At 56.6% G+C, this 14,527-nt stretch carries 14 protein-coding genes; 8 read left to right on the top strand and 6 right to left on the bottom strand.

The window, feature by feature from the left end; all coding sequences use genetic code 11:
- Positions 1–15: 15 nt before the first annotated feature.
- Positions 16–423, bottom strand: a complete 408-nt coding sequence (locus LOY43_RS20330; protein WP_258708650.1) for a hypothetical protein — start codon at positions 421–423, stop codon at positions 16–18.
- Positions 424–558: 135 nt separating this feature from the next.
- Between LOY43_RS20330 and LOY43_RS20325 the strand changes: the two genes are divergently transcribed.
- From LOY43_RS20325 to LOY43_RS20305, 5 genes are read left to right on the top strand one after another with little or no spacing between them, the layout of a single operon-like run.
- Entirely contained in the window at positions 559–4,185 is a 3,627-nt protein-coding gene (locus tag LOY43_RS20325) for a phage tail protein (RefSeq protein WP_258708649.1), read from the top strand.
- Between the two features lie 3 nt (positions 4,186–4,188).
- Complete coding sequence (locus LOY43_RS20320) at positions 4,189–4,545, top strand: hypothetical protein (protein ID WP_258708648.1); 357 nt, start codon at positions 4,189–4,191, stop codon at positions 4,543–4,545.
- Positions 4,542–5,204, top strand: a complete 663-nt coding sequence (locus LOY43_RS20315) for a hypothetical protein (protein WP_258708647.1) — start codon at positions 4,542–4,544, stop codon at positions 5,202–5,204. The genes LOY43_RS20320 and LOY43_RS20315 overlap by 4 nt, the downstream gene beginning before the upstream one ends.
- Positions 5,205–5,228: 24 nt before the next feature.
- Entirely contained in the window at positions 5,229–6,479 is a 1,251-nt protein-coding gene (locus tag LOY43_RS20310) for a hypothetical protein (RefSeq protein WP_258708646.1), read from the top strand.
- A complete protein-coding gene (locus tag LOY43_RS20305) occupies positions 6,476–6,874 on the top strand; it encodes a tail fiber assembly protein (RefSeq protein WP_258708645.1) in 399 nt (132 codons plus the stop codon). Before LOY43_RS20310 ends, LOY43_RS20305 begins: the two co-directional genes overlap by 4 nt.
- A gap of 69 nt (positions 6,875–6,943) precedes the next feature.
- Here the strand turns inward: LOY43_RS20305 and LOY43_RS20300 are convergent, their stop codons facing one another.
- Positions 6,944–7,684: an FkbM family methyltransferase gene (locus tag LOY43_RS20300; RefSeq protein WP_258708644.1), complete on the bottom strand. Its 741-nt coding sequence runs from the start codon at positions 7,682–7,684 to the stop codon at positions 6,944–6,946.
- Between the two features lie 78 nt (positions 7,685–7,762).
- Between LOY43_RS20300 and LOY43_RS20295 the strand changes: the two genes are divergently transcribed.
- Both LOY43_RS20295 and LOY43_RS20290 read left to right on the top strand, forming a co-directional pair.
- Positions 7,763–8,296 carry a glycoside hydrolase family 19 protein gene (locus tag LOY43_RS20295; RefSeq protein ID WP_258708643.1) on the top strand — a complete coding sequence of 178 codons (534 nt, stop codon included), beginning with the start codon at positions 7,763–7,765 and terminating at the stop codon, positions 8,294–8,296.
- Complete coding sequence (locus LOY43_RS20290) at positions 8,293–8,799, top strand: lysis protein (protein WP_258708642.1); 507 nt, start codon at positions 8,293–8,295, stop codon at positions 8,797–8,799. The genes LOY43_RS20295 and LOY43_RS20290 overlap by 4 nt, the downstream gene beginning before the upstream one ends.
- Positions 8,800–8,818: 19 nt before the next feature.
- Here the strand turns inward: LOY43_RS20290 and LOY43_RS20285 are convergent, their stop codons facing one another.
- From LOY43_RS20285 to mnmC, 4 genes are all read right to left on the bottom strand, one after another.
- On the bottom strand, positions 8,819–9,241 hold the full coding sequence (locus LOY43_RS20285) for a hypothetical protein (protein ID WP_258708641.1): 423 nt from the start codon (positions 9,239–9,241) through the stop codon (positions 8,819–8,821).
- 255 nt (positions 9,242–9,496) lie between these two features.
- Positions 9,497–9,916 (bottom strand): hypothetical protein, encoded by a 420-nt coding sequence (locus LOY43_RS20280; protein ID WP_258708640.1) that lies wholly within the window; start codon positions 9,914–9,916, stop codon positions 9,497–9,499.
- Between the two features lie 245 nt (positions 9,917–10,161).
- On the bottom strand, positions 10,162–10,455 hold the full coding sequence (locus LOY43_RS20275; RefSeq protein ID WP_258708639.1) for a hypothetical protein: 294 nt from the start codon (positions 10,453–10,455) through the stop codon (positions 10,162–10,164).
- Positions 10,456–10,815: 360 nt separating this feature from the next.
- Positions 10,816–12,795, bottom strand: coding sequence for a bifunctional tRNA (5-methylaminomethyl-2-thiouridine)(34)-methyltransferase MnmD/FAD-dependent 5-carboxymethylaminomethyl-2-thiouridine(34) oxidoreductase MnmC (gene mnmC / locus LOY43_RS20270; RefSeq protein WP_258708638.1), 1,980 nt, complete (start codon positions 12,793–12,795; stop codon positions 10,816–10,818).
- Between the two features lie 172 nt (positions 12,796–12,967).
- Between mnmC and pap the strand changes: the two genes are divergently transcribed.
- The gene (pap, locus tag LOY43_RS20265; protein ID WP_095048579.1) at positions 12,968–14,482 is read left to right on the top strand and encodes a polyphosphate:AMP phosphotransferase; all 1,515 of its coding nucleotides are present in this window, start codon (positions 12,968–12,970) and stop codon (positions 14,480–14,482) included.
- Positions 14,483–14,527 lie beyond the last annotated feature (45 nt).

The following is a 14,527-nucleotide window of genomic DNA, read 5'->3' as shown; positions in this document are numbered from 1 at the left end:
CGTGGATGCCTGACATTAGATCTTGTTTTTGCTGCTGTCGGGCGAGGTCGGATTGTTTTTTCGCGAGTCATTGGAACTCGCTTTTTGCTGTTTTTCTGGAGTTTGCTGGGCTCGATCTGGAAGGGGGGTTCTGAGTGTTTCAGACTTTAACCATTTCATGCTGCGCAGAGTCATCTTTGCAAATAGAGACGTGGCTTCGGCTCTGGCTCCTCCCAGCTCATAAAATTCATGTGCCAGCTCGGTGCATCGATTTTTTGCGGGAATTGTTGTGTTTTTTATATATTCGAGTATCGCTAATGCTTGTTTTGGGTCAGTGCATTTGAAATGAACGTAGTCCCCTTCCAGTACGTACCAGACTCCATTCGGCGCATCTTCAAGCGGTTCCCCATTAGCATTCGTTGGAAATAATGTAAAAACAGTCATGATTGAACTCCCTGTATTAAGACCGATGCTTATAGCAAGCTGACGGAAATGTTCACAGTCCTGCACCGATTTTTACCAATCTAAATTGCTATTTCCCCAACCCGCCTCGGCGGGTTTTTGCATTCAGGAGGGCGCATGAGCGCAGCAGCAAAGAAGGCTTCGCGCGCAGCACCGAGAAAGCGCCGCGCTGTCGCTGGCAGCAAGGGCGGGCAGGCCAAGCAGAAGCAGCCGAGCATCGCCACCAATAGCGTGCCGTCGATTGCTACCGCGCGAATCGTCTATCTCTGGAGCTGGGGGCCAATTGTTGGGCCGGTGAACGGGCTGCGCTCAATCAAGCTCGATGGCACTCCGGTGCAGGCCGAAGACGGCACGCTCAACTACCCCGGTGTGAAATGGCAGTTCCGCTCCGGTGAATTGAACCAGCCACGGCTGGATGGCATCTCGGAAGCCAGCAACGAAATTCAGGTCAACCAGGAGTTGCGCAGCACCAGCCCCTGGCTGCACAGCATCACCAATTCGCAGATTGATGCGGTGCGGCTTCGCTTCGGCTGGCCACAACTGCAGAGCCAGGACGCTAGCGGCAACATCAACGGCGTTCGGATCGAATATGTCGTTGAGGTCTCGACTGACAGCGGCCCATATTTGCAGGTCCTGAGTTCGTTCGTTGATCGCAAAAACGTCACCAAGTACGAGCGATCGCATCGGATCGACTTGCCTGCCGGAAGTCGCTGGACGATCCGCGCGCGGCGCCTGACGCCAGAGGCGAACAGCTCGCTGGTGCAAGACGGGATGCTGGTCGAGGCTATTGCCGAGGTTGTCGACAGCGATCAGGAATACCCGCTGACCGCCGTGGGTTGCCTCGAGTATGACGCCCAGCAATTCGGCGGCGATATCGCCAAGGTCGCCGCCCTGATGCGTGGTCGCATTATTCGTGTGCCGGCCAACTACAACGCCGACACCCGTACGTATTCGACTGGCGGCCCCGGTACCAGCAACGGTGTTTGGGACGGCACCTTCAAGGAGGCTTACACCAACAACCCGGCGTGGATCTTTTACGATCTGGTGCTGCATCCGTATTACGGGCTTGGCGAGCGCATCGACGCAACAATGGTTGATCGATGGTCGTTGTACCGAATTGCCCAGTACTGCGACCAGATGGTGCCGGATGGCAAGGGTGGTCAGGTTCCGCGGTTCACCTGCAACTTGTATTTCCAGAAGCAAGCCGAGGCCTACGCCGTGCTGCAGGATCTGGCCTCGATCTTTCACGGCATGGCCTATTGGGATGGTAGCCAGATCGTCGTCAATGCCGATATGCCTGGTGATCCGGTGTACACCTACAGTCCCGCCCAGATCCTGAACAACGGCGAAATCAAATACGAGGGCACTCGCGCGCGGGATCGGCATACGCTGGCCATGGTCTCCTGGGACAATCCGGATCAAGGTTTTGAGACCGACAAGGAGCCGTTATTTGATGACGAGACCATGACCGAGCTAGGCATGGTGCGCGAGCTTTCAGTAGATGCCATTGGCTGCACATCGCTTGGACAGGCTCAGCGCGCCGGCCAGTGGGCGCTGTTGACCGAGCAGTTGCAAACACGAGGCGCCACCATGCGCGTGGGGTTGGATGGGCAAATTCCCAAGCCTGGTCAAGTTATCGCGATAGCCGATCCGTCGTTGGCCGGGCGTGCGAATGGCGGGCGTATCTCGGCGGTCGCTGGCCGGGTCATTACGCTTGACCGGGACACTCCGGTTCCAGCAGGCGCTCGACTCCTCGTAAACCTGCCGAGTGGCAAGTCGGAAGCCCGTGTAGTCCGGTCTGCTGTCGGCCGGGCGATCACTGTCATGGCGGATTACAGCGAAGCGCCAGAAGCTGAATGCGGGTGGGCGCTCGACTACGACGACCTAAAGCTGATGCAGTTTTATGTGCGCAACGTGACGCGCCCGGAATGGCACCAGTTCCAGCTGGAAATGATTCAGCACGAACCCAGCAAGTTTGACGCGATCGACTTCGGCGCCGTGGTTGATACTCGGCCAATCACCGGGATTCCTATCGGCACTCAGGCCGCACCAGCCCGGGTGTTGATCAGTCAGAACGTTGTGGTCGAGCAAGGCATTGCCGTGACCAGTATGGCGATCGCCTGGGACGCTGCTCCTGGTGCGGTCGGTTACGACGTCGAATGGCGTTGGGGGGCGCGGGAGTGGATCAAGGTTCCGCGCACCGGTGAGCTGATGGTCGACGTTCGCGGGATCTATTCGGGTCAGTACCTGGCGCGTGTGCGCGCGGTCAGCGCCATGAATGTCTCATCGGTGCCGACCAACTCGGTATTGACCGACTTGCTTGGCAAAACCGGCTTGCCGCCGGCGGTTACGCATCTCACCGCGACATCCTTGCTCTTCGGGATTGAACTCAAGTGGGGTTTTCCGGCTGGAGCAGAGGACACTCAGCGCACCGAGATTTGGTATGGCTCGTCACCGTCTCGAGAAGACGCCATTAAGCTGGCTGATTTGGCTTATCCGCAGAACGACTACAGCATGCAAAGCCTGCTGGCGGGAGCCACCTTCTTCTTTTGGGCTAGGTTGGTGGATCGTACGGGTAACGTCGGACCATGGTACCCAGAGGGGATTGGCGTAATGGGCCAAGCCAGTTCCGACGCTGGCCCGATCCTTCAACTAATCAAGGGGCAGATCACCGAGACGGAACTCGGCGAGGATCTGCTGGCAGAAATCGAGAAGATCCCAGGCTTGCAGGCGCAGATCGATGCGTTGGATGGCTTGAAGGGTTACGACCGCGAAGCCACTTATGAGGAGTACGACCTCGTAGTGCAGGGCAAGCGGATCTATCAGGCCACTGGCCCGGTACCGCTCAACATGCCGCCGCCGAATCCAATCTACTGGCTCGATGTGGGGCAGACGGTGGAAACCGCCAATGCGCTTGCTCAGCAAGTGGCGACCAACACCGCCGAGATCATCGAGATCGACGGAGTTGTTACTGCCCAGGCCACGGCGTTCGAAGCCCTTCGCGCCTCTTATCGAGACGATGACGGCGCTGGCGATCTCGCGGACGCGATCAAAAGCCACACAAGCACCGCCGCGATCGCTTCCGAATCGAAGGTTCGCGCCTCCGAGAGCGAAGCAATGGCCGGGCGCCTAACGACCTTCGACGCCAAAATCGGAGAGAACGCGGCGAACATCACCGAGCTTGAGGAAGTGGTGGTCACCAACCAGCAGGCCTCTGTACAGCAGATCACTCAGCTGAGCACGACCGTCGGCAGTCAGCAAACAGCAATCGAGCAAAATACGTCGATAGTCAACGACGTGAACGGGAAGATATCGGCCAGTTGGTCGGTGAAGATGCAATACAACTCCGGCACGGGCCAGTACATCGCTGCCGGTATCGGGCTTGGCATTGAAAACGGGCCTGCAGGATTGCAGAGCCAGTTCCTGGTGAGTGCCGACCGTTTCGCCATCGTCAACACCATTGCCGGGGGCGCGATCGCAGTGCCGTTTGCAGTGCAGGGCGGGCAGGTGTTCATGAACTCGGCGTTCATCCAGGACGGAACGATCACCAACGCGAAGATCGGTAGCTATATCAGCTCGACCAACTACATCGCCGGCCAGCAAGGCTGGATCCTGAACAAAGACGGCACACTCGAAATAAACGGCATCGTTCCTGGCCAAGGGCGCTTGGTGATCAACTCACTGAACGTCTCGGTCTACGACGCCAACAACGTGCTGCGTGTTCGTCTCGGCTATCTGGGGTAATAAATGGGGCAATTTGGACTGCGTGTCTTTAACGAGAGTGGTCAGCTCGCGATGGACACCAACAGCTTCACCTATCAAGTGATCTGGGAGGGTGTCATCGATTTCAGTGGGTCCGTTCCCAGCTACACGCTGAACATTTCGGGTTTCAACCCGGCCAACTGCGTGTTCATGATCATCCCGACGAGGCTGCAGGACGTGCAGCCATCAGAGACGGACGGCAGCGCTAACCAAAAATCCTATCCATTCGTCACTACCGCGGTAGGCCAGGTTGTTGTGCTCAAGAAAAACCCCTCAGCGAGCGCTTCCACAATTGGGTCATCGGTAGTGGCCAAGGCTTACGCGATTAGGTATGGGACATGAGTTACGGTTTTCAGAGCATCAATGACAACGCTTTCGTGCAAATCGACTCGGAGGCTCCACGGCTCTGTATGTTGACGCGCGGATCGTATTCAGGGACGGCCAATGCCACGGCAACATTTCCTCGCGCAGTAACGAGCCAAGATCCACCGCTTGTTTTCATTCGTCCTGATCAAACGGGGGTAATTCAGGTTCCGTACTCGGTCTGGTTCACCGGAGGCCCTGGCAACTGGACGGGGTTTTCAATGAACGCCTCAAAGGTCAATGAGTCGTTGAGCGGTCAGTATTTCGTTGCGGCATGGGCGTCGATGGGCACCGCCTCCTATGGTCTTCGCTTATGGGATCAGAACGGTGCGCTTTGCTATGACAGCGGTGCGCCGGCGGTCATCGTGACATTCGCGGTGGGAGACTGGACGTATATAGGCACTGAGCAACTGAGTGTTGGTCGCCGATATATCTGGGGCATCAACAAAGCGCTTGGAGCTGGGGAGTACGTATCAATAAACCCTTTCACTATGGCCTGTCATAACGAAGGTACCGGCGGTAGTTGTGCGATCGGCGTCGATTACGCCAACGGCCGAATCATGATGTACAGCCTCGCTTTCACTGCGTGGACCAATCAGGGCCACCGCCCGTTTCTCTGCGCCAAATTGCTGGCCTGAATCTTTCATTTCTGGAGATACACAATGCCCTGGTACAAGACGGGAACGGTCTCTGTCACCCAAAATTCCAATGCGGTGATCGGAACAGGCACTGCTTTTATTGCAAACAGCCGAGTCGGTGATGGTTTTCGCGGCCGGGACGGTCGTTGGTACGAGGTGACCAACATCGCCAGCAATACCGCGCTGTCGATCTCGCCGAACTACGAAGGCCCGACAGTGGCAGGCGGCTTCTACGCCATCATGCCAGTGCAGGGATACCAGAAAGATCTGTCCGATCAGGTCCGCACAATCCTCAATGACTATGGCGAAAAACTGGCTGAACTCGGGACTACCGGCAATTACGAAATTCTTCCGCTGACCAAGGGCGGTACCGGAGCTACTAATCTTGCAAGCGCGCGCGAGGCGCTTCAGATTGATGACGTGCAGCCCATCAGCAAAGGCGGTACTGAGTCGAATACAGTTGCCGGCGCCCGCGCCAAGCTTCAGGTTGGGCCGCGCCGCAACCTGATCATGAATCCGCTCTTCAACGTCAATCAGCGGATTTACGCCGCCGAGGCAACAACGGCCGCCGGTCAATACACGTTCGACCGCTGGCGCATTGTCACCTCTGGACAGAGCCTTTCCTCCCAGGTCAACAAGAATGGTCGAACTGTAAATCCGCCCTCTGGCGGGCTTGAACAGGTGATAGAAGGGAGCTTCATTGGCGGGGGGATTTACACCTTGTCCTGGGAAGGCACTGCTACAGCAACAGTCAATACCGTAGTGGTCGCGAACGGCGCTCAGGTAACGCTGACCGCCGGATCAAACAGCACGATCAGGTTCATCGGCGGAACGCTGTTCTATCCGAAGCTTGAGCTGGGCAGTCTGCCAACGGGGTACGAGGACCGGAGTTATGGTGAAGAGCTGATTCTCTGCCAGCGCTACTACGAGAAGTCCTATCCGACGGACATCAAGCCCGGAACAGTTTCTGGATTTGCACCACCAAACATTTCCAACGGTATGACCCTTTCTTGCTCAGGATCCGGCACTCGGGCAATGGGGCGGACCAAGTTCTCGGTTGAGAAGAGATCCACCCCAACGCTGCGATATTGGGACCAGCAGGGGATCGTAAATGCCTTTACTGTGGGTAATTCCGATGGCGGAGTTCAGACCAATGGATTCACGGGAGATACATTTCGCACTGTTCAGGCAAGCACGGCGTACGTCTGGGCGCACTGTGCTCGTAATGCTGGTGAAACATTTCTTTGCCACTGGGAGGCGTCTGCCGAGCTATGAATTACAAGCAATCAGAAGGCGAAAGTGTCACCACTGACACCGGGTTCTGGATTCCAGCGGACCCGGAAAACACGGAATGGCAGGCCTACCAGCTATGGCTGGCTGTAGGTAATGCACCGGACCCAAGGTTCAGCGAGGACGAGTTGAAAGCTCAGAAACTTATTGAGGCTTCGCTTGAAATTTCGCGGCTGCGTGCAATCGCAGATTACAACATCAAGCCTTTGCAGGATGCGGTGGATATTGATGAGGCTGGTGCCGAAGTCTTGGCTAGTCTGAGGCTCTGGAAAAAATACCGAGTCGCTCTCAGTAAGGTCGAAGCGCAAATGGGGTATCCGATGACGATTGAGTGGCCTGCCTCACCACCGGAAGCCAAGCCAAACGCCGATCAAGATTAACCGGCGCTGTAACTCCAATAACCAACCGTGTGTTGGGCATCCGGCTTAGGGTGCCCAACACGCGGTTGGTTACTTGAGAAATAATAATTTCTTGATGGAATCAGTCAGGCTAAGGCCTTGGTGTATATAGAATGTGTTTGTTGTTGGCCCATTCATCGGCAATAACTTGTTTTCATCGTGATCATAACGTCGTGCAACATATCCCAATGACTTCATGATTGTGGATACGTTGTGCCAATCTGAGTTTTCTACCATTATTATTGGCTTCGATCGCTCGATTGTTCTTTTTAATCCGCGAAGAACCATCGACTCGGCGCCTTCGACGTCAACCTTAATTAGGTCGGGAGATAATTTTAAATCATCACCAACCCTCAAGTCGCATTTGACCTTCTCCAGCCTTGTAAGCCCGCCGCGCTCCAAGAACTTTTGCTTGACCCAGGGTAATTCGTAGTATGAGTCTGTTATAGAAGCCTCTTCTATGAAGGCCTCCTCGTTTGAATATGGTATGTTTAAATAAAAGCTGCCCCCTTTATCGGCTAGGCCGTAGGGGTTTATTTCTATGTTTCCGGGTACTTTGCTCGCCAAGCTATTTAATTCGTCTATAAGTATCGGGTTTGCTTCATACGAGTGAATGGTCGCATCTGGAAAAAGTATTCGGAAGGATATAATGCTTTGGCCAAGATTTGCACCTATGTCGAGTATTGTGTTGATGCGTCTTGAGCCTATTGTGAAACCATAAAAATCAGTGTCATGAACTTCTTTGGTTTTCCATCGTTGCATCACTGCTTCTGATAAGTGCTTTAGTTCCATGAGCGACTCAATCCTATTTTATTTAACAGAATAAACCTCAGAGCGCCACTGTACGTCTAATCCTTCCTGGAGAAAAGAATGTCTATCACATCGCAGCAGCTGCTGCAGATCCTCCCGAACGCCGGCCAACGAGCCGGCGTTTTTGCACCTGTCCTAAATACGGCGATGCAGCGGTACCAAATCGTTGGCAACAAACGCACCGCCGCGTTCATTGCTCAGATTGGCCATGAGTCGGGCCAGCTTCGTTACGTCCGCGAGATTTGGGGGCCAACCGCCGCCCAGCATGGGTATGAGGGGCGCGAAGACTTGGGCAACACCGTGGCCGGCGATGGCAGGAAGTATTGCGGGCGCGGCCTAATCCAGATCACCGGCCGCGCCAACTATGTCAAGTGCGGCGAGGCGCTGGGGCTTGACCTGATCACCCATCCCGAACTGCTCGAGTTGCCTCAGCATGCTGCGATGTCGGCGGCATGGTTCTGGAAACAGAGCGGGTTAAACGATTTTGCTGATCGGGACCAGTTCAATACCATCACCCGGCGTATCAACGGTGGGTTGAACGGATTGGCTGATCGGGTGGAGCTTTGGGATAAGGCCCGCGAGGTGCTGGCGTGACCGTTCCGTGGCGGTTGATTGGCGTGCTGGGGCTGGTGGTCGGCAGCTTCGGCAGCGCCTGGCAGTTTCAGGATTGGCGTTACGGCCAGCAGCTTGCCGAGCAGGCAAAGCTGCATGCCGAAACCCTAAACCAACTGATCCAGGCCGCCGCAACCGCGCAGCAGGCCGAGCAGGACAAGCGACTCGCGCTCGAGCAGCGCCTGGCAGCCAGCGAGCAAACTCACTTCAGGAAAATGACTGATGCCCAACGTGACCAAGATCGCCTGCGCGATCGCCTTGCCACTGCTGATTTGCGGTTGTCAGTACTCCTCGACGCAACCGACGTTGCCAAAGGTTGCGACGTGCCAACCACCGCCAGCGCCGGCGGCGTGGGTCATGCAGCCGTACGCGCCCGACTTGACCCGGCGCATGCTCAACGAATTATCGCCATCACCGACAACGGCGACCGTGGATTGATCGCCTTGCAGGCCTGTCAGGCGTATGTTCGGGGTGTGACACGGTGACAGCTAGTTGCGCTGAAAACTATTTAGGGATAAGGGCGATTAGTTGGTCATAGAATGTTTCGGGTGTGAGCTTGATGGTTACATCGAGGAAATCTTCCTTGGCGATCCATTCTTTATTTATGTAATGAAAATACTGAACGCCGTCGAAAAGGCCATCAATTTTTATAGAGTACTGTTCGTCAAGGACGTTTGGCGAAATCGACACTTTCTTGTCCAGAACAGTTATGTCAAGGGAGGTAAGGGTCAGACCTCCCAAACTCACTGATGGCCCCATCAGCGCCTGAATTCCACTTACCTTTGGAACCCAGTTACGTATCTCTAGCATCTTATGGCCGATCAAATTTTTGAACTCAGCAGCTTTTGCCTCCTTGTCTATCTCCGCGCTTCTCTTTTTTTCTTCAAAGCGCTGTAATGCCTGAATCAAGTCTTCCTTGCTCGACATGTTTTTTCCTCTGTAAGTTTTCGTGCGTACGGGCGCAGGTAGTGCTCTGCGGCCATTTATATTTTGGAGCTCCCTTCGGCCCTCCGAAAAGCTGTCTAAAACTAGCTCACTCTCTCCCGGTTTTACTAGGGGGAAATCCACTCAAATGACAGAAGATTTTTAGATAGAGATGCTGAAAGCCAGGGTATACGGGGCCTATGCACTGCTCAAGCTCATACTGCTGCATTATTGGGCGGGGCGCATTACCTTCGCAGTCTACTGGTCAGACAATCGAGAACTCAGCTTTTTCGGGCGGCGATCTTTCTTCACACCAGACCGTCCCAAGATTTCGTCTATCAATTTATAAAAATCTTCTGAAGTCGGAGGCTTACGGGCGGATAGGCTGGATCTTTGGCCCAACATCGCGGGGCCACGCTGTTTCCGCACCGATTGCGGTGCGTCGAACAGAGGAGGTGGCGCCTCTACCCTTTGAGGTTTTTCTATCGAGTTTTCCTCGATGTAAGCATCTGCCCATTTGTCTAGCTCAACCCGGTCAAAGCCTATACCTTGCCCGCCGATCGGGAACTCGCGCACATATGGCCGGACGACCTTGTTGAATACGTCTCGGCACATACCCAAATATCCTGGCGCCAGCTTTGCTCTAATTATGCGGGGCTGAAAGGTGAGCTTGGTCATGGGCTGAGACCTCAATGATTTGGTGTGACCTCCATCAGACTCTGCAGCGAGCGCCCAAGCGGTTGGGGGAGATGGAGGCCGCACCAGCACCGAATCGTAGCACTCCCTCCAAACTGCGAACGCCCATCCGTCGAGCCGATGCCCAACGCATTATCGCCATCACCGACACGGCGACCGGGGTTGATCGCGCTGAAGGCGTGCCAGGCCTACATCAAAGCTCTGGCACAGGGTGGTCACGAGTGAAACTATTCAAATTCAGGAAAATTCTCTAAGTTGTCTCGTTTGCTGTTGTTCTTGTTTGTTGTGAGGTAGACCTCATCAATAACGTGAACCTGCGCGCCGACTTTATATTTACCATCTGTTGTGGCTGTTCTGGTTTGAAAAGTTGCCTTGTTGAGTCGAATTAAGTCTGCAACAAAAGCCCTTGCAACAATTCTATCTAAGCCGATAGAAGTTGGTTTTTCCTCTTTAACGACGAGCCACTCGATATGTTTTCGGTCATTAGAGTATTTGACAGCTGTAATGCAGAAATCCGCCATGATCATTTCCTATGTTGATGGCCAAATGCCGCACACAGGATGGTACAGCCGGCTAGCACTTTCAAGGTGCCTGGCTATACGGAAATCTCGTACCAATTTTTGTACCATTCCTGCGTTTTTTAGGGGGAATTAGGGGGTTGAATGCCCCCTGAAGCCCTTTAAAACCCCCAGACCAAAAACGCCAGCTAATCCGCACATAAAGTCCTTACCGGTTTTTCCGTTGGGGAGGGTGTTTCTTCAGCGGCCGAAATGGCCGGTACTCAGAAACTGACCCGGCGCGGTTGTGGGAGTTTTAAAACGATAAGTTATAAGCGGCGCCGTCAGACCAGTGGGCCACCGTCATGGCCCGTGGTCTTCAGTTCATTTGCCGCGAATCAACCGACGTAATGCAAAGCGGTTGGGGTGACAGGCTTCGGCGACACTGCGTGGCAGCGGTAGCGGTTCGTTGTCCAGCCACGCAGCGAGCAGTTCGCCGGACAATGGCGCGGTGATCAGCCCGCGAGAACCGTGGCCGCTGTTGACGTATAAACCGTCCAGCCAAGGGCAGGCGATGTCCGGCACTTGGCGCGCGTCTTTGCTCAGCACCGAGTAGGTGTCGAGGAACGCTTCGCGGTCGGCGAGGGGGCCGACAATCGGCAAATAGTCAGGGCTGGTGCAGCGGAAGGCTGCGCGGCCCTGAAGATTTTCGACGGGCTGTTCGCTGATGTGCAGACGCGTAACCAGATCGCTTGAGATCTCTTCGAGCATCGCCAGATTGCCCACGTGTTCGGCGGTGGTTGGCGTCAGGTCATCGCTGTTGAAATCGAAACTGGCGCCGAGGGTGTGTTCGCCTAGACGGGCAGGAGCGACGTAGCCTTCGGCGCAGACCACAGTGGCCAGTGCCTGGCTTTCTGCAGTTTCGGCGAGACGGGTGATCTGCCCGCGAATGCGCTTGAGCGGTAACTCGGCGCTCTGCGCAAAACATTTGATGTCGGCAGCACCGGCCAACACCACGACCGGCGCGCTGGCGAGCAAGCGGTCACCGTCGAGGGCTTGCCACTGGTCATCGACCCTGCGCAGTTGCAGTGCTTGGCAATGGTTGAGCAGTTCGATGTTCGCCTGCGCCGCTTGCGCCTGACACAGCGCCGGCGGATGCACCCAACCGCCTTCGGGATAGTACAAGCCGCCATGGGCCAGACCGACTCCGGCACGGGCCTGCGCCTTGGGCTGATCCAGCCACTGCAACAGGTCTTCCGGGAAGGCTTCGGCCAACTGGGCGTGACGCTCGGCTTCCTTGGTATTGAACGCCAGTTGCAGCACGCCGCAAGCGTCCCAGTCGGTGCCGCGTTGCAGGGTTTCCAGCAGGCGTCGGGTGTAACCGAAACCGCTGACGATCAGTTGCGACAGTGCCGTGCCGTGGGCAGACAATTTCAGGTACAGCACGCCCTGCGAATTGCCCGAGGCTTCTTGCGCCACCGCCGCATGGCGTTCGAGCAACGTCACCTGCCAGCCGCGTGCGGCCAGGCTGGCCGCCGTGGCGCAGCCGGCGAGACCGGCGCCAATCACCAGCGCTCGACGTTCAGCCGCGATCGGTGCAGGACGAGCGAACCAGGGTTTTTCCGGTGTCGGCGGCGTCACTTCCGCCGGCCAGCCGAGAAACTCGCCACGGAGGATTTCCCACTTGTGACCGATGCCCGGCGTGCGCTTCATTTTGAACCCGGCGGCGTTGAGCAAACGGCGGACCCAACCGGTACTGGTGAAGGTGCTGATGGTTGAGCCGGGCGCTGCCAGTCGCGCCAGTTCGACAAACAGTTCGGCAGTCCACATGTCGGGGTTTTTTGCCGGGGCGAAACCGTCGAGAAACCACGCATCAATCTGCGCGTCGAGCTGCGGCAGTTGTTCCAGGGCATCGCCGATCAACAGCGTCAGCGTCACGCGGCCGTGGGCCAGGGTGATGCGCTGAAAGCCGGCATGGATCGCCACGTAATGCGTCAGCAACTGATCGGCCAGCGGCTTGAGTTCCGGCCACAGGGCCAAGGCACGTTTCAGGTCGGCGGGGCTCAGCGGGTATTTTTCGACGCTGACGAAATGCAGGCGCGCACCCGCCATGGCGTGTTGCTCGAACAACTGCCAGGCGCAGAGAAAATTCAGCCCGGTGCCAAAACCGGTTTCACCGATGACCAGTCGCCCACCCGCCGGCAGCGCGGCAAAACGCTCGGCCAGGCGGTTCTGTTCGAGGAACACGTAACGGGTTTCTTCCAGCCCCGACTGATCGGAAAAGTACACGTCATCGAACACCCGCGAACGCGGGCGTCCGTGGTCATCCCAATCGAGTTGGGCGTGGGGCAATACAGGTTTCATGGCAGGCTCGGCAACGACAAGGCGGCCATTCTAGCCGATCGCGCAGGGGCTGCTTGATCCATGGCAAGGCTTGCGCCCGTTGACTCACGGACAATCCGCCAGCCGCGGGAATTTCTGCGCCGCTGCTGTGCCCAATCCGCTAGTCTTGCTGAATCCTGGAAGGAGCCGTCCCATGTTTGAATCCGCTGAAATCGGTCACGCCATCGACAAAGACACCTTTGATGCGGCCGTCCCGGCATTGCGTGAAGCCTTGCTCGAAGCTCAGTTCGAACTGCAGCAGCAGAAGCGTTTTCCGGTGATCATCTTGATCAACGGCATTGAAGGCGCGGGCAAGGGCGAGACGGTCAAGTTGCTCAACGAGTGGATGGACCCGCGCCTGATCGAAGTGCGCACCTTCGATCAGCAGACCGATGAGGAGTTGTCACGGCCTCCGGCATGGCGCTACTGGCGAATGCTCCCGGCCAAGGGGCGCATGGGCATTTTTTTCGGCAACTGGTACAGCCAGATGCTGCAGGGGCGGGTGCATGGCCTGTTCAAGGATCCGCGTCTGGATCAGGCGATCGCCGGCGCCGAGCGTCTGGAAAAGATGCTCTGCGATGAAGGCGCACTGATTTTCAAATTCTGGTTTCACCTGTCCAAAAAACAGATGAAGGCCCGGCTCAAGGCGCTGGCTGATGACCCGCTGCACAGCTGGCGCATCAGCCCGCTGGACTGGCAGCAATCGGAAACCTACGACAAGTTCGTCAAATACGGCGAGCGCGTGCTGCGCCGTACCAGTCGCGATTACGCGCCGTGGCATGTGATCGAAGGCGCCGACGCCAACTATCGCAGCCTGGCGGTCGGCAAGATTCTCCTCGAAGGTTTGCAAAATGCGCTGAAGCGTCCGGACGTGCATCCGCACGATGTCAGCGCCGCGCCGTTGGGCACGCCGGTCGATCAGTTGAACCTGCTCGACAGCCTCGACCTGACCCAGCGTCTGGAGAAGAAAGACTACGAAGAACAACTGATCACCGAGCAGGCGCGCTTGTCTGGGCTGATGCGCGACAAACGCATGCGCCGCCACGCCCTGGTGGCGGTGTTCGAAGGCAACGATGCCGCCGGCAAGGGCGGGGCGATCCGTCGGGTCGCGGCGGCGCTCGATCCACGGCAATACAACATCGTGCCGATCGCCGCACCGACTGAGGAGGAGCGCGCTCAGCCGTACTTGTGGCGCTTTTGGCGGCACATTCCGGCGCGCGGCAAGTTCACCGTGTTCGACCGCTCTTGGTACGGCCGGGTGCTGGTAGAGCGGATTGAGGGTTTCTGCACGCCGGCCGACTGGTTGCGTGCCTATGGCGAAATCAACGATTTCGAAGAGCAGCTGTCCGACGCCGGAGTGATCGTCGTCAAGTTCTGGCTGGCGATTGATAAAGACACGCAGATGGAGCGATTTCAGGCGCGCGAAGCGATCCCCTTCAAACGCTTCAAGATCACCGAAGACGACTGGCGCAACCGCGACAAGTGGGACGCCTATCGCGCTGCCGTCGGCGATATGGTCGACCGCACCAGCTCGGAAATCTCGCCATGGACGCTGATCGAGGCCAATGACAAGCGCTGGGCTCGGGTGAAGGTGTTGCGCACGATCAACCGTGCACTGGAAGAGGCCTTCGAGAAATCCGACAAGCACGCGAAGAAACACAAGGACTGAGCCGATAGACGCGCATACGCGGGGTGAATGATTGTCGCGGTGGTT

It is taken from the genome of Pseudomonas sp. B21-041 (assembly GCF_024748675.1).
In the GTDB taxonomy this organism is placed as follows: Bacteria; Pseudomonadota; Gammaproteobacteria; order Pseudomonadales; family Pseudomonadaceae; genus Aquipseudomonas; species Aquipseudomonas neuropathica.
This window is presented reverse-complemented; position numbering and strand designations above follow the sequence as displayed.

Coding starts and splice junctions, on each gene's coding strand:
- pap (WP_095048579.1), top strand. CDS start 12,968: ATGTTTGAATCCGCTGAAATCGGTCACGCCATCGACAAAGACACCTTT.
- LOY43_RS20325 (WP_258708649.1), top strand. CDS start 559: ATGAGCGCAGCAGCAAAGAAGGCTTCGCGCGCAGCACCGAGAAAGCGC.
- LOY43_RS20330 (WP_258708650.1), bottom strand. CDS start 423: ATGACTGTTTTTACATTATTTCCAACGAATGCTAATGGGGAACCGCTT.
- mnmC (WP_258708638.1), bottom strand. CDS start 12,795: ATGAAACCTGTATTGCCCCACGCCCAACTCGATTGGGATGACCACGGA.
- LOY43_RS20310 (WP_258708646.1), top strand. CDS start 5,229: ATGCCCTGGTACAAGACGGGAACGGTCTCTGTCACCCAAAATTCCAAT.
- LOY43_RS20300 (WP_258708644.1), bottom strand. CDS start 7,684: ATGGAACTAAAGCACTTATCAGAAGCAGTGATGCAACGATGGAAAACC.
- LOY43_RS20285 (WP_258708641.1), bottom strand. CDS start 9,241: ATGTCGAGCAAGGAAGACTTGATTCAGGCATTACAGCGCTTTGAAGAA.
- LOY43_RS20315 (WP_258708647.1), top strand. CDS start 4,542: ATGAGTTACGGTTTTCAGAGCATCAATGACAACGCTTTCGTGCAAATC.
- LOY43_RS20305 (WP_258708645.1), top strand. CDS start 6,476: ATGAATTACAAGCAATCAGAAGGCGAAAGTGTCACCACTGACACCGGG.
- LOY43_RS20320 (WP_258708648.1), top strand. CDS start 4,189: ATGGGGCAATTTGGACTGCGTGTCTTTAACGAGAGTGGTCAGCTCGCG.
- LOY43_RS20280 (WP_258708640.1), bottom strand. CDS start 9,916: ATGACCAAGCTCACCTTTCAGCCCCGCATAATTAGAGCAAAGCTGGCG.
- LOY43_RS20295 (WP_258708643.1), top strand. CDS start 7,763: ATGTCTATCACATCGCAGCAGCTGCTGCAGATCCTCCCGAACGCCGGC.
- LOY43_RS20275 (WP_258708639.1), bottom strand. CDS start 10,455: ATGGCGGATTTCTGCATTACAGCTGTCAAATACTCTAATGACCGAAAA.